Origin of the sequence: Cupriavidus sp. P-10 (assembly GCF_003402535.2) — a bacterium.
GTDB lineage: Bacteria > Pseudomonadota > Gammaproteobacteria > Burkholderiales > Burkholderiaceae > Cupriavidus.
In genome coordinates, this window is record NZ_AP025171.1 from 2,423,983 (window position 1) to 2,437,370 (window position 13,388).

A 13,388-nucleotide genomic window follows, 5' to 3' on the forward strand; every position below is an offset into this window, starting at 1 on the left:
TCCCGCAAGCGGGAGAGGGGAGCAAGCCGATGGCATGGGATCTGTCTTAAGCTTTCCCACGCAGCCTTTGCCGCGCTAATGCCTTACACCGCCGCGGCCACCCCCGCCGGCAGCACCGTCTGCACCGCCTCGGCAAAGCGCCCCACGATATCGTCGATATCCTGCGCGGTGCAGATAAACGGCGGCGCAAACAACACGTGGTCGCCGCGCACGCCGTCCACCGTGCCACCCATCGGATAGACCAGCAACCCATTCTGCATCGCAGCCGATTTCAGCCGCGCATGCGTCTTCAGCGCGGGATCCAGCGTTGCCTTGCTGTCGCGGTCCGCGACAAACTCCACGCCGACGAACAGCCCCCGCCCGCGCACGTCGCCCAGGTTGGGATGCTCGCCCAGCGCCTCGCGCAGCCGCGCGCGCAGTTGCTCGCCGCGGGCCAGCACATTGGCCAGCAGCTTGTCTTCGGCAATCGTGCGCTGCACCGCCAGCGCCGCCGCGCATGCGGTGGCGTGGCCGATGTAGGTATGGCCGTGCTGGAAGAAGCCGCTGCCGCCGACGATGGCGTCATAGATGCGGCGCGTCGACAGCATTGCCCCGATCGGCTGGTAGCCGGCACCAAGGCCCTTGGCGATGGTGACGATATCCGGCACCACGCCATCCTCTTCGCACGCGAACAGGTAGCCGGTGCGGCCCATGCCGGACATGACTTCGTCCAGGATCAGCAGCACGCCGTACTTGTCGCAAACGGCGCGGATGCGCTTGAGGTAGTCGCCCACCGGCGGCACCGCGCCGGCGGTGGCACCGACCACCGTCTCGGCGACGAACGCGGCGACGGTGTCCGGCCCCAGTTCCAGGATCCTGGCTTCCAGCTCATCCGCCAGCCGCTGTGCGTACTGCGCATCGGTCTCGCCCGCCTGCTGGTCGCGGTAGGCGTAGCACGGTGACACGTGGTGCGCCGGCACCAGCAGCGGCAGGAACGGCTCACGCCGCCAGGCATTGCCGCCGATCGCCAGCGCGCCGAGCGTATTGCCGTGATAGCTCTGGCGACGCGCGATGAAATGGCGGCGGCTCGGCTGGCCCACCTCGACAAAATACTGTCGCGCCAGCTTCAGCGCCGATTCCACGGCCTCGGAGCCGCCGGAGACGAAATACACGTGGTCGAGATCACCCGGCGCGGCTTGCGCCAGCGTTTCGGCAAGCGTCTCCGACACCTCGGTGGTGAAGAACGAGGTATGCGCGTAGGCGATGGTATCGAGCTGCGACTTGATGGCCTCGATCACGCGCGGGTGCGCATGCCCAAGGCACGATACGGCGGCGCCGCCGGAGGCATCGAGGTAGCGCCTGCCTTCGCTGTCGATCAGTTCGATCCCCTCCCCAGCAACGGCGACGGGCAGTTTCTGGCGCGGATTGCGATGGAATACGTGGGTCATGATGGTGTTGAGGTGGCAGTGCCTTGCCGCGCGTCTGGGGGCGCGCGGCGGATGAAGGCGTTTGCCGGACTGGTGGCCAGCATCAAGGCCAACCCCGGCAGGGCGCCTCCGGCACCTGAGCGGCCAGAAGGAATGCCTTCGGCGGGCAGGCATCCGCAGTATGGGCCAGCCCCGGAGCAAATGCAACATTTGTTTCTCAATTGCATAGATAGAAACGGTCGTTTCCCCACGCCCTTGCGACCTCGACCGCTGGAAACGCCGCTGGCCCCGGCAACCAGCAACCATCTGGTTGCCTTTTCCGCCCCGGTCTCCTAACATGCAACCACAACGTTGCATATCAACCCCCTGAAACAGGAGACCGGACATGCCCTCAGAAACCGACCGCATCGAACGCAGCATCCTGATAGAAGCCCCCGTGGCGCGCGTCTGGCACGCGCTGGCCGATGCCGACACCTTCGGCAGCTGGTTCGGCGTCAAGTTTGACGGCGCCACCTTCACACCCGGCCGGCGCGCCGTCGGCAGCATCACCTACCCCGGCTACGAATACCTGAAATTCGACGTTCAGGTGGAACGCGTGGAGCCGGAAAAGCTGCTGTCCTGGCGCTGGCACCCCGCCCCGCTGGAACGCGGGCGCGACTACTCCGACGAACCGAGCACGCTGGTGGAATTCACGCTGCGTGAAGTCGATGGCGGCACCATGCTGACCGTGGTCGAGTCGGGCTTCGACCAGATCCCGCCAGAGCGCCGCATGGAAGCGTTCCGCATCAACGGCGGCGGCTGGGATCAACAGGTGAAGAATGTCCACAAGCACGTCACCGGCACCGCCTGAAGCGCTGGACCTGCAACAGTCCGCCGCGGTCTTTGCCGCGCTGGGCGACGAGACCCGGCTGCGGCTGGTCGCGGCGCTGTGCGCGGGCGGCGCCATGTCGATCGCGCAACTGACCGCCGGCAGCGCCATGACGCGGCAGGCGGTGACCAAGCACCTGCAGGTGCTGTCGCAGGCCGGTCTGGTGCGCGACAGCAAGGCCGGGCGCGAGCGGCTGTGGATGTTCGAGCCGGCGCAGGTCGAGGCGGCGCGGCGCTCGCTGGAGGCGATCGGAAGGCAGTGGGAATTTGCACTGGGCAAGCTGAAGCTTGCGGTGGAGACGAATCACTAGCTGACAACGCACCGCACCCGCCGGGTTTGCTTCCTCTCCCGCTTCGGGGAGAGGGACCAAACAACGACAGCCCCCACCGCAGCCCGGCTGCCTCACCACAAGCAAGTAATCCCCCGCGCACCCCGCTATACTGGGAAGCCCCCCGCCCCCACCACGGCAACACGCAGGCCGCGATCGCCCAGGCCTGCCGGAGGAAGCGCGCAATTGGCTGACCACGACCTGTCCAGGCTGAAAATCGACCGCAGCGCCACCGCCGCGCCCGGCGCCCACATCCGTCCCCGGCGCAGATGGCTGCGCTATGCGGTCATTGCGCTGATCCTGCTGGCCGTGCTCGGCATTGCCCTCAGGCTCGCCGGCCCGCAGTCGGTGCAGACCACCACCGTCGCCTCGGCCTATCCCACGCAGAATTTCACGCTGCTCAACGCCACCGGCTATGTCGTGCCGCAGCGCAAGGCGGCGGTCGCGTCCAAGGCGCAGGGCCGGCTCGAATGGCTGGGCGTGCTGGAAGGCTCGCACGTGAAGAAGGACGAGGTCATCGCCAGGCTCGAGAGCAAGGACGTGTCCGCTTCCTTCGCCCAGGCGCAGGCCCAGGTGAAAGTGGCACAAGCCAACCTGGCGCTGCAGCAGGCGGAACTGAAGGACGCCGAGGTCAACCTGCGCCGCTCCGAGATCCTGATCGTGCCGAACGCGATTTCGCGCAACCAGTACGATGCCGACGTCGCGCGCTTTAACAAGGCCAGGGCTTCGGTCAGCAGTTCGCAGGCATCGATCGCGTCGGCGCAGGCCAACGCGCGCGCGGCCGAAGTCGCGGTGGAGCAGACAGTCGTGCGCGCGCCGTTCGACGGCGTGGTGCTGGTCAAGCATGCCAACGTCGGCGACAACATCACGCCGTTCTCTGCCGCCGCCGACACCAAGGGCGCGATCGTTACCATTGCCGACATGGAGACGCTGGAAGTGGAAGCCGACGTCGCCGAATCCAATATCGCCAGGATCCGCGCCGGCCAGCCGTGCGAATTGCTGCTCGACGCCCTGCCCGGCGTGCGCCTGGCCGGCCAGGTATCGCGCATCGTGCCGACGGTGGACCGCTCCAAGGCCACGGTGCTGGTCAAGGTGCGCTTCGTCGACCGCGACGCGCGCGTGCTGCCGGACATGAGCGCCAAGATCGCCTTCCTGTCGCGCGCCGCCACGGCGCGCGACCGCCAGCCGATGGTCGCGGTGCAGCCCGCCACCGTGGTCACGCGCGACGGCCGCCAGGTGGTCTATGTGGTCCGTGACGGCAAGGCGCACGAAACCCAGGTCAAGACCGGCGACAAGCTCGGCGAGCTGGTCGCGGTGCAGGGCGTCAAGCCGGGCGACGTGCTGGTGCTGTCGCCCGGCGACAAGCTCGGCGACGGCGACCGCGTCACGCCGGCCAAGCCTTGAAATGACAACATGAAGGTGACCACATGAGGGTGACCACATGAACGCCGCGCCGCTGGTCCGCATCAGCCATGTCGCCAAGTCTTACCGGCGCGGCATGCAGACCGTGCCCGTGCTGACCGATATCTCGCTCGATATCGGCGAAGGCGACTTCGTGGCGCTGATGGGCCCGTCCGGCTCCGGCAAGAGCACGCTGCTGAACCTGATCGCGGGCATCGACCGGCCCGACAGCGGCACGCTGCAGGTGGCCGGGCTCGATATCACGCAGCTGCCCGAAGCCGCGCTGGCGGACTGGCGCGCCGCCAACGTCGGCTTTATCTTCCAGTTCTACAACCTGATGCCGGTACTGACCGCGTTCGAGAACGTGGAACTGCCGCTGATGCTGACCAGCCTGCCGCGCGCGGAACGGCGCGCGCGCGTGGAACTGGTGCTCGACATGGTCAACCTCGCCGACCGCATGAGCCACTACCCGTCCGAGCTGTCGGGCGGGCAGCAGCAGCGCGTGGCGATCGCGCGGGCACTGATCACCGACCCATCGCTGATCGTCGCGGACGAACCCACCGGCGACCTCGACCGCACCTCCGCCGCGGAAATCCTGGCGATGATGCAGCGCCTGAACGCGGAACTCGGCAAGACCATCATCATGGTCACGCACGATGCCCATGCCGCTGCGGCGGCGGGCTCGCTGGTGCACCTGGAGAAGGGCGAGCTGATCCGCGGCGAGGTGGCCTGACCCATCATGTACGCGCTCAAGCTGATCACCCGCAACGCGCTGCGGCACAAGCTGCGCACCGCGCTGACCGTGCTGGGGCTGGTGATCGCGGTGCTGGCGTTCGGCCTGCTGCAGACCGTGATCGACGCGTGGTACGCGGGCGCCTCGGCGGCGTCCAGCGCGCGGCTGGTGACGCGCAATGCGATCTCGCTGGTGTTCCCGCTGCCGCTCAGCTATGAGGGACGCATCCGCGGCGTGGACGGCGTGACCATGGTGGCGCGTTCCAACTGGTTCGGCGGCATCTATCGCGACCCCAAGAATTTCTTTGCGCAGTTCGCGGTGTCGGACAACTACCTCGATCTCTATCCGGAATTCATCATCCCCGAGCAACAGCGCGCCGAATACCAGCGCGACCGCAAGGGTGCGCTGGTCGGCCGCCAGCTTGCCGACCAGTTCGGCTTCAAGATCGGCGACGTGATCCCGATCAAGGGCACCATCTACCCCGGCACCTGGGAGTTCGTGGTGCGCGGCATCATGGACGGCCGCGACGAAAGCATCATCACGCGGCAGATGGTGTTCCACTGGGAATACCTGAACGAGACTATCCGCAAGAAGACGCCGCGCCAGGCCGACCAGGTCGGGGTCTACGTGCTGGGCGTGGACAACCCCGACAACACCGCGGCGATCTCGCGCAATGTCGACGCGGTGTTCCGCAACTCGCTGGCGGAGACGCTGACCGAGACCGAGCAGGCCTTCCAGCTCGGCTTCGTCGCCATGTCGAACCAGATCATCGCGGCGATCCGCGTGGTGTCCTACGTGGTGATCGTGATCATCATGGCGGTGATGGCCAATGCCATGGCGATGAGCGCGCGCGAGCGCACCGTCGAGTACGCCACGCTGAAGGCGCTGGGCTTCGGGCCGGGCTTCCTGGCGCTGCTGGTGTTCGGCGAGTCGCTGGCGATCTGCGTGGCCGGCGGCGCGCTCGGCATGCTGGCCACGCCGCCGATGGCTGCGGCCTTCAAGCAGGCGGTGGGCGGCGTGTTCCCGGTGTTCACGGTATCACCGGAAACGATGCGCGCGCAGGCCGCGTGCGCGCTGGCGGTCGGCATCGCCGCCGGCATCGTGCCCGCGGTGCAGGCCGCGCGCGTGCGCATCGTCGAAGGCCTGCGGGCGATCGGCTGACGCGCCCGGCAACCATGGCGATCCCGCTCACCTATATCGCGCGCAACCTGTGGGCCCGGCGCCTGACCACCGCGCTGACCGCGGGCGGGCTGGCGCTGGTGGTCTTTGTCTTCGCCACCATGCTGATGCTGGATGCAGGCCTGAAGAAGACACTGGTCACCACCGGCGAGCACGACAACGTGGTGGTGATCCGCAAGGGCGCCGAAACCGAGATCCAGAGCGCCGTCGACCGCGGCCAGGCCGGCATCCTGGAAATGCACCCGGCGGTGGCCATGACCGGCGCCGGCCAGCCGATGGCTTCGCGCGAGGCCGTGGTGCTGATCTCGCTGACCAAGTCGAGCACCGGCCAGCCCTCCAACGTGGTGATCCGCGGCATCTCGCCGCTGGGCATGGAACTGCGCCCGCAGGTCAGGCTCGTGGCGGGACGCATGTTCCGCCCGGGATCGGCCGAGATCATCGTCGGCAGCAGCATTGCCGGCGGCTTTGCCGGCGTGCAGATCGGCCAGCAGTTGCGCTTTGCCCAGCGCGAATGGACCGTGGTGGGCCACTTTGACGCCGGCGGCAGCGGCTTCGACTCGGAGATCTGGGGCGACGTCGACCAGCTGATGCAGTCGTTCCGGCGCAATGCGTATTCGTCGATGGTGGTACGGCTGGCCAACCCCACGCTGTTCGAGCGCTTCCGCGCCGATATCGACGTAGACCCGCGCCTGGCCGACGAGGCCAAGCGCGAGCAGGTCTTCTACAGCGACCAGTCCAAGGCGCTGTCGAGCTTTATCAATATCCTGGGCTTTACGCTGTCCACCATCTTTTCGGTCGCGGCGATGATCGGCGCCATGATCACCATGTACGCCTCGGTGGCGAATCGCGTGTCGGAGATCGGCACGCTGCGCGCACTGGGGTTCAAGCGCGCCAATGTGCTGGTGGCCTTCCTGATCGAGGCGGCACTGCTGGGCCTGGTGGGCGGCCTGGCCGGACTGGCCTTTGCGGCGCTGATGCAGTTCGCGTCATTCTCGACCACCAATTTCCAGACGTTTGCCGACTTGTCGTTCCGCTTCATCCTGACGCCCGGGATCGCGCTGCAGGCGCTGGCGTTCGCAATGGCGATGGGACTGGTGGGCGGCTTCCTGCCAGCGGTGCGCGCGGCAAGGATGAATATCGTGGACGCGTTGCGGGCGCATTGAACGCGTGCGTTGCCGGCTGTTTGTTCCAATCTCCCGCTTGCGGGAGAGGGGCCGGGGGAGAGGGCCGGTGCCTCCACGAAAGTCATGCTTATAAAAGCCATAGAGCCCGCCTGTCGTGGCCCGACACCGTCGCGTTCGCTGCCGGCTTCCGATCCTTTCCTTGCCTTCTCCCCACTGTCCGTCTACAACCCGTAGTGATGCATGCTACGCGCCAGGCCTCGCTGGCGGCCAGTGCACAACCGGCACGGCCAGCGGCGCCCCACCGCAGGACTTACCGCCAGGACGCCCCCGATGAATCTCGACCTGCTGGCTTCATTGCTGACTGCCGTGGTGGTGCTGCTGATCGGCACCCTGGTCAACCGGAGCGTGGGCATCCTGTCGCGCTACAACATCCCCGACCCCGTCACCGGCGGCCTGCTGTTCGCCATCGTCGCGTCGGTGGCCGCGGCGGGCGCGAATTTCCGCGTGGTCATCGATCCCGGCATGAAGCCGGTACTGCTGCTGATGTTCTTCGGCGGCGTGGGGCTTGGCGCCGACCTGCGCATGCTCAAGCGCGGCGGCAAGGCGCTGGTGATCTTTATCATCATCCTGCTGCCCTATATCCTGGTGCAGAACGTGGTCGGGGTGGCCATGGCCAGGACGCTCGACCTGCACCCGATCTTCGGGCTGGTGAGCGGCTCCATCACGCTGGTGGGCGGCCACGGCACGGGGGCCGCGTACGCCGAGCGCTTCGCCGAGGTCAACAACCTGCAGGCGGTCATGGACCTGTCGATGACGGTGGCGACCATCGGCCTGGTCGTCGGCGGCATCATCGGCGGCCCGGTGGCGCAGTACCTGATCTCGCGCTACAAGCTGCGCTCGACCTCGCGCGAGGCCGGCGACACCGAGGAAGAAGCCGCCGCCGCATCGCCGATCACCACGGTCGGCGCGCTCGCGGCGCTGGCCGGCATGCTGGCCGCGGTGATCGGCGGCCGCTGGATCGCGGCGCAGATGCCGGCCGGTCCGATCACCATCCCCGGGTTCCTGTGGTGCATGATGCTCGGCATCGCAATCCGCAACCTGCTGCCGTTCATCGGCCTGCGCTTCGACGACCGCGCCACCGACCTGATCACCAACGTCTGCCTGTCGCTGTTCCTGGTGATGACCATGATGGCGCTGGACCTCGCCGAGGTGGCGCTGTCGGCCGGCCCGTTCCTGCTGATCATCGCCATGCAGGTGGTATTCATCATCCTGTACGTGGTGTTCGTCTGCTTCCGCTTCATGGGCCGCGACTACGAGGCGGCGGTCACCTCGGCCGCGTTCATCGGCTTCAACATGGGTTCCACGGCGACCGCCATGGCCAATATGCGCGCGATCACGGCGCGCTACGGGCCGGCACCCACCAGCTACCTGATCACGCCGCTGGCCGGCGCGTTCTTTGTCGATCTGATGAACGCGTTCGTGCTGACCCTGCTGCTGGCCTTGCCGTTGATCGGAGGCTGACATGCGCCGCGCCTGCCTTGCCCTCTTCTTCGCGCTGCTGGCCAGCCTCTGGCTGGCCGGTTGCGGTGGCGGCCCGAACGCCGACGGCATCCGCGCCAACCTCAACGAGCGCCTGGCGCAGGCGCTGCCGCCGGGCACCGTGCAGCTGGCCGGCATCGACCGTCGCGGCTCGCAGTCCGATACCAAGGCACCCACCGGCGAGACCCGGCGCGTGGTGTACTTCGACGCGGAACTGAAGCTGCTGCGCGACTATGACTTCGGCGCGTGGGATTCTCCCGGCGTGGCCGGGCTGATCTCGGCGCTGGGCGCCGGACCGCGTGGCATCACCGGCATCACCAGCGGCGGCAACAAGGCCGGCGACATCCTGCGCGCGCACGGCACCGCGCTGTACCGGCGCGACGGCGAGCGCTGGGTCAGCGTGCAGTCCGCCGGCTATCGGCCGGCGGAGGCGCCCGCCGTGGCCACCAACGCGCCCACCGGCCCCGCGGCCATCCTGGACGCCATGCGCAAGGTGGTCGAGGCGGTCCAGAAGGACGCCTCGCCGGCGCAGCGTGCCGTGATCGAGCAGGAACTGACCACCGCGCACGCCAATATCCGCGCCCGGCTGGCCCGCATCGACGAGGGCTACGCCATTGCCGCCGGCGCCGAGCACGGCCAGTACCTGCGTTTCGTGCGCGCACTGGTGGACGGCGCGCGCGTGCGCGCCATCCCGCTGGTGACGCGCGGCGGCGACGAGAACCTGCGCCTGCTGCGCAGCGGCAAGGTCTCGGCGGCGATGGCGCAGGGCGATGCCGCGCTGGAAGCGTACGAGGGCAAGGGCGCCTTTGCCGAGGATGGGCCGCACGCGTCACTGCGCGCCATCGGCAGCCTGTACCCGGAACCGGTGCATGTGCTGGTGCGCGACGGCGACCCGGCGCGCTCGGTGTCCGACCTGCGCGGCAAGCGCATCGCGGTGGGCGAACGCGGCGCGGCGTCGCGCGGCACGGTGCTGCGCGTGCTGGCCGCGCACGGGCTGACCGAGAAGGATTTCAAGGCCGAGGAAGTGGGCCTGGGCGCGGCGCTGGTGGCGTTGCGCCAGAACCAGGTGGATGCCGTGATGCAGGTGATCGGCGTGCCGTCCGACAGCATCCGCGATGCGTTGAGCGAACTGCCGTTGCGGCTGCTGCCGCTGGACGAGCGCGCGATCGTGGCGATGGTCGGGCAGAAGGCGGGGTATTTCCGCGCCAGTATTGCGCCCGGCACCTATCCGGGCCTGCGAGAGCCGGTGCGCACCATCGCCACCGCGGCGATTCTGGTGACCGGCCCTGACCTGTCGGATACCGAGGTGGCAGACCTGACGCGGCTGGTGTACCGGCATGGCCGCGACTTTGTCGCGCGCGGCAGCGCCCAGGGCGGACAGATCAACGTGGCGACTGCGCGCGAAGGGCTGATGATCCCGCAGCACCTGGCGGCGGCCAAGGTGCTGGACGGGCTGGCGGCGGGCACGGCGGCCAAGCCGGGGCAGCGCCCCGCCGCGCCATCCACACCGGCGCCGGCGTCGGCAGCCGCCACCGCCTCCGCGCCCGCCGCCCGCTAGCCGGGAAGATGGCTGGCCGCTTCGCGCCGCCACATCGGCCCTACCCCGCCGCCGGCAACTCCGCCGCCAGCCGGCAACGCCGGTCCAGGAAATCACTCGCATGGCCGTTGCTGCCGGCCGCGGCATGGACTGGCTGGTCCACCAGGAAGAAACCGGCGCGGCCCTGCCGGTCTTGCCCGTAGGTGAGGAAGATGCCGCGGTCGGGCGGCGGCGCCGCGCTGCCACTGGCAGCCGGATCGTCGGCCTTGCCCCCGACCAGGGCAAACGGGTCGGCCGACAGCACCGGCGCGGCGGCCGGGATAAACCTGGCCCGCACCGGCTTGCCGTCGAATCGCAGCGAAGTCCACTCCGTGCCGATCGGCCCGTTCGCGCCATTGACGAAGGCGCGCGCCGCGGCGCTGATGCAGTCGAGATGGATATGGAGCTGGTCCTGGCTGCGCGAGGCAAGGGAATTGACCGCCAGCCCCAGCATGTCGTCAGGCACCGGCTTGCCCAGCGACTGTCCCACGATGCCGCGCTCGGCCCAGCCGTAGGCCCAGGCGTTGGCACCGCTGCCATCCCACGCCCTGCGGTCCTCCACCCCCTTCACCGGCCGAGCCGGGATCACCAGGTAGTGCGACGCGCCGATCGCGTCCTTGTACAGCACCAGCCCGCGCGTGCGGTCGACGCTGGCGCAATCGGCATGTTGCGGCTGCGGCGGCGCCAGGCAGCGTTGCTGCACGTTGCGCCACAGGCCGTCGCGCCCGCCGGACAAGACGCCGACCACGTTTTCGGCGGTGCAGCCCGCCAGCATCAATGCCGCCGCCAGCGGCAGCGCGCCGCGCCGGCGTGCCGGGCGTGCCGTTATCGCCGGCAACAGCGCCTGCATCAACGCCGGCATGGAATGCCGTAGTACGTCCCCACCCGCGGGTTGGACACGATGTAGGCGTGGCGCTGGGCCCAGAACTGGGCGTCGCGAAAGACCTCGGCCTCGCGTTCGCTCCAGGGCGTGGCCAGCAGGGGCAGGGCTTCGCCGTCGGTGGTCGGGTAGACCTGGGCCTGGTAGCGGGCCGTCTGCAGCGCGCCCGTACGGATGGTACGGATCGTGACGTGGAGTGTCATAGGCAGCTTCTCGTCATGAGGACGTCAAATCATAACCACATTCCTGTGTTGCTTTGATGACTGTGTCTGAAACCTGCTGTCAGGAGGCTGCCGCAGCCACGACCAACCCATGTCCCCCCGCCAGAAACCGGAGCCAGACATGACGGCCACGTCTCCCCGCAAGATCGCCATCCTCGTGCTGACCCACCTCGCCATGCTGGCGACCGGCTTTGCCGCCGGGATCTATGTGCTGCCGATCCTGACCGAGCAGGCTGGCGCAAGCACCGGGCAAGTGCAGGCGGTATCGCAACAGGCGGCCTTTTCCGGCACGTTCCGCAAGGAGCTGGCCGGCAGCGACGCGTTCCACTGGGCCAGCGGGCAGCTGCATGTGTCGGCCAGGGCCATCGCCTTCGAGGGAAGCGTGGCGCCGGGCCCGGACTACCGGATCTATCTGGTACCCGAGTTCGTCGACACCAAGGCGGATTTTCTCAAACTCAAGGACCGCGCGGTGCAGGTTGCGCCGTTGAAGACGTTCGGCAACTTCGCCGTGGCGCTGCCGGATGGCGTCGATCCCGGCCAGCACCGGGCGGTGGTGATCTGGTGCGAGCGGTTCGGGCAGTTCATCAGTGCCGCGGCCTACCGGTAGGCCGCGCAAGAAAAAAGGGCCGATCGAGGAACCGGCCCAACGAACCCCGCAAAGGCAAGGTGTCGATATGAACATCACGCGTCCGCCCGTGCGCGCCGCCGGTGCGCCATCGCCGGGCGGGTATCAGGCGGCTGGGATCAGAAGCGGTGGCGCATGCCGATGGTGGCGCCGGTCTGGTTCTCGCCCGCGACCACGGTGCCCACGCCGTTCAGGCCCAGCGCCGAGCCGCTCTTGTTCTTGGCGTAGCCCACGTTCAGGTACACGTCGGTGCGCTTGGACAGCGAATAGTCGGCGGACAGCACGAACATCCACGGATCGGCATCGCTGTTGCGGGTGTCGTTGTAATAGGCGGCACCAGTCACCAGGAAGGCGGGCGTAAAGCGGTACTGCGCGCCGGCCCAGTAGACGTTGGTGCGGGTCGCGGCCGCGGTGGCGCTGGACACGCCGTCGTCCTTCAGCCAGCGGTAGCCGGCGAAGACCTTGGCATCGCCGAAAGCGTAGGCAGTGCCCACCGCGGCGCGCTTGGCGCTGCGGTCCTGCAGCGCCACGGTGGCGCCCTGGTACTGGTCGTAGGCGGCGCCGACCGAGAAGCCGCCCGTGGCATACGACAGTCCACCGCCGAAGTTGCGCGCGACCTTGGGTTCGCCCGGCACTTCGCCGTTGTTGTCGCGGCCGAAGCTGTAGAAGCCGGTGGCGGTCAGGCCGCCGAACTTGCCGGTGTACTTGATGGCGTTGTCGGCGCGGCCGTTGAAGGCCGAGTCGACGCTGTTGAGCGAGTAGCGCGGACCCACGCCCATCGGGTCGAAGGCGCCGAACAGGTCGTACAGCGCGTTCTGCTGGCGGCCCAGCGTGACGGCGCCAAAGCCGCCCTGCAGGCCCACGTACGCCTGGCGGCCGAACAGGCGGTTGCCCTGGCCCGAGATGCCGGTATCGATATCGAAACCGCTTTCCAGCACGAAGATGCCCTTCAGGCCGCCGCCCAGGTCTTCGGTGCCGCGCACGCCCCAGCGCGAGCCGGACAGGTTGCCCGAGTTCAGGCGGGTGGTCGTGCCCTGGGCACTGTTGGTGCCGGGCACGTGGCTGATGACTTCGAGGCCGGCATCGGCGATGCCGTACAGCGTTACGTTCGATGCGGACTGGGCCGAGGCCACCCCGGATACCGCCGTAGCGGCCACTGCTGCCGTCATTGCAAGGAGAGCTTTCTTCACTGTGATTTCTCTGTTTTATGGTGATCCATGACACCGCGCCGGTCCGACCGGGGCCGGCGGCCACCCGCGCCTGAGCCGGCTGGCCGCGCCATAGCCCTGGCGGCGGCGCACGTCCGCACATGTGCGGCCGGCGCATTGTGCTGGCGCAATATGAAAGCCTTGTGACGAATAGTACGCAGCACAATGTGCCGAATAGCACCCGCATGGGGGTTTTCCCTGTAAGCAACGGGATCGTTTTGGTAGGATGCATGCTTTTCCGACGACGGTAATGCCAGTGCCCCGTGCCGCCATGCGCCTTTGCCTCGGCAGCTTCGCCTC

General features: G+C 68.2%; 13 protein-coding genes. 9 read left to right on the forward strand and 4 right to left on the reverse strand.

Features of this window, described 5'->3' with window-relative positions; genetic code table 11:
* Positions 1-83: 83 nt before the first annotated feature.
* On the reverse strand, positions 84-1,427 hold the full coding sequence (locus CTP10_RS27735; protein WP_116319434.1) for an aspartate aminotransferase family protein: 1,344 nt from the start codon (positions 1,425-1,427) through the stop codon (positions 84-86).
* A 364-nt stretch (positions 1,428-1,791) separates the two neighbouring features.
* Here CTP10_RS27735 and CTP10_RS27740 point away from each other — a divergent pair, with 364 nt between their 5' ends.
* The 8 genes from CTP10_RS27740 to CTP10_RS27775 all read left to right on the forward strand — a co-directional run bounded on the left by CTP10_RS27740 (position 1,792) and on the right by CTP10_RS27775 (position 10,136).
* Positions 1,792-2,256, forward strand: a complete 465-nt coding sequence (locus CTP10_RS27740) for an SRPBCC family protein (RefSeq protein ID WP_116319433.1) — start codon at positions 1,792-1,794, stop codon at positions 2,254-2,256.
* Positions 2,225-2,584, forward strand: a complete 360-nt coding sequence (locus CTP10_RS27745) for an ArsR/SmtB family transcription factor (RefSeq protein ID WP_116319432.1) — start codon at positions 2,225-2,227, stop codon at positions 2,582-2,584. Before CTP10_RS27740 ends, CTP10_RS27745 begins: the two co-directional genes overlap by 32 nt.
* A 204-nt stretch (positions 2,585-2,788) precedes the next feature.
* Positions 2,789-4,006, forward strand: a complete 1,218-nt coding sequence (locus CTP10_RS27750) for an efflux RND transporter periplasmic adaptor subunit (RefSeq protein WP_116319431.1) — start codon at positions 2,789-2,791, stop codon at positions 4,004-4,006.
* A gap of 37 nt (positions 4,007-4,043) precedes the next feature.
* Complete coding sequence (locus CTP10_RS27755) at positions 4,044-4,736, forward strand: ABC transporter ATP-binding protein (RefSeq protein WP_116319430.1); 693 nt, start codon at positions 4,044-4,046, stop codon at positions 4,734-4,736.
* Positions 4,737-4,742: 6 nt separating this feature from the next.
* Positions 4,743-5,897, forward strand: a complete 1,155-nt coding sequence (locus CTP10_RS27760) for an ABC transporter permease (RefSeq protein ID WP_116319429.1) — start codon at positions 4,743-4,745, stop codon at positions 5,895-5,897.
* Positions 5,898-5,911: 14 nt separating this feature from the next.
* Entirely contained in the window at positions 5,912-7,078 is a 1,167-nt protein-coding gene (locus CTP10_RS27765) for an ABC transporter permease (RefSeq protein ID WP_116319428.1), read from the forward strand.
* Positions 7,079-7,369: 291 nt separating this feature from the next.
* Positions 7,370-8,560 (forward strand): sodium/glutamate symporter, encoded by a 1,191-nt coding sequence (gene gltS / locus CTP10_RS27770; protein ID WP_116319427.1) that lies wholly within the window; start codon positions 7,370-7,372, stop codon positions 8,558-8,560.
* 1 nt (position 8,561) lies between these two features.
* Positions 8,562-10,136 (forward strand): TAXI family TRAP transporter solute-binding subunit, encoded by a 1,575-nt coding sequence (locus CTP10_RS27775; RefSeq protein ID WP_116319426.1) that lies wholly within the window; start codon positions 8,562-8,564, stop codon positions 10,134-10,136.
* A gap of 40 nt (positions 10,137-10,176) precedes the next feature.
* Here CTP10_RS27775 and CTP10_RS27780 read toward each other — a convergent pair whose 3' ends face one another.
* Complete coding sequence (locus CTP10_RS27780; RefSeq protein WP_233528116.1) at positions 10,177-11,016, reverse strand: CDP-diacylglycerol diphosphatase; 840 nt, start codon at positions 11,014-11,016, stop codon at positions 10,177-10,179.
* Positions 11,004-11,237 (reverse strand): CDP-diacylglycerol pyrophosphatase, encoded by a 234-nt coding sequence (locus CTP10_RS27785; protein WP_116319425.1) that lies wholly within the window; start codon positions 11,235-11,237, stop codon positions 11,004-11,006. The genes CTP10_RS27780 and CTP10_RS27785 overlap by 13 nt, the downstream gene beginning before the upstream one ends.
* 139 nt (positions 11,238-11,376) lie before the next feature.
* On the opposite strand from CTP10_RS27785, the gene CTP10_RS27790 reads away from it, so the two are divergent.
* Positions 11,377-11,862, forward strand: a complete 486-nt coding sequence (locus tag CTP10_RS27790; protein WP_116319424.1) for a DM13 domain-containing protein — start codon at positions 11,377-11,379, stop codon at positions 11,860-11,862.
* Positions 11,863-11,999: 137 nt separating this feature from the next.
* On the opposite strand, the gene CTP10_RS27795 is transcribed toward CTP10_RS27790, so the two are convergent.
* A complete protein-coding gene (locus CTP10_RS27795; RefSeq protein WP_116319423.1) occupies positions 12,000-13,070 on the reverse strand; it encodes a porin in 1,071 nt (356 codons plus the stop codon).
* Positions 13,071-13,388 lie beyond the last annotated feature (318 nt).